The sequence below is a fragment of the Vibrio sp. 1-Bac 57 genome (assembly GCF_037546855.1).
Taxonomy (GTDB): domain Bacteria; phylum Pseudomonadota; class Gammaproteobacteria; order Enterobacterales; family Psychromonadaceae; genus Psychromonas.
Map to the genome: position 1 here is coordinate 1 of NZ_JALAAC010000117.1, position 504 is coordinate 504.

At 44.2% G+C, this 504-nt stretch carries 1 protein-coding gene; it reads left to right on the forward strand.

Annotated elements, in window-relative coordinates:
• A partial coding sequence (locus tag MT391_RS20765) for a hypothetical protein (RefSeq protein WP_499500001.1) occupies positions 1-445 on the forward strand: 445 nt, incomplete at its 5' end.
• Positions 446-504 lie beyond the last annotated feature (59 nt).

Here is a 504-nt window from a genome sequence, read left to right on the forward strand (position 1 = left end):
CAAGAATTTGCAAGCAATCAAGCAGATCTTGCAAGACTATGCAGAGCAAAATCAGAACGAAATAAACAGTTGTATCAAGTCCCTGCAACAAAGTCAGAAACAGCTCGACATCAACTACAAGGGATCATTCAGCAAGCTAGAGAAAGAAGCGAAGAAAAGCATCGACTCAGTAACCAACTATCGCGTCTCCAAGACGCTGAAATTCAGCGGTGCAATACTCTCAATCATGCTGGTATTCACGGCGGGGATGAGCGGGATATCGTGGAAAATGGGAGAGGATATAATAGCGCAACAAGCAGTAATTCAAGAGTTGGAGAGCAAGGGAGGGAATCTTCAAATAACGACCTGTGGGGATCAGAATCAATTGTGCATCAAAATAGATCTGGAGCAGACGACATACGGAACGGACGGGGTTTACCCGTGGATGGTACCAGAGGGATATTAAATGACAGAGCTAGAGAAACACCTACTGGAAGCATTAACCGAGCTATCAAAAAATCAAGA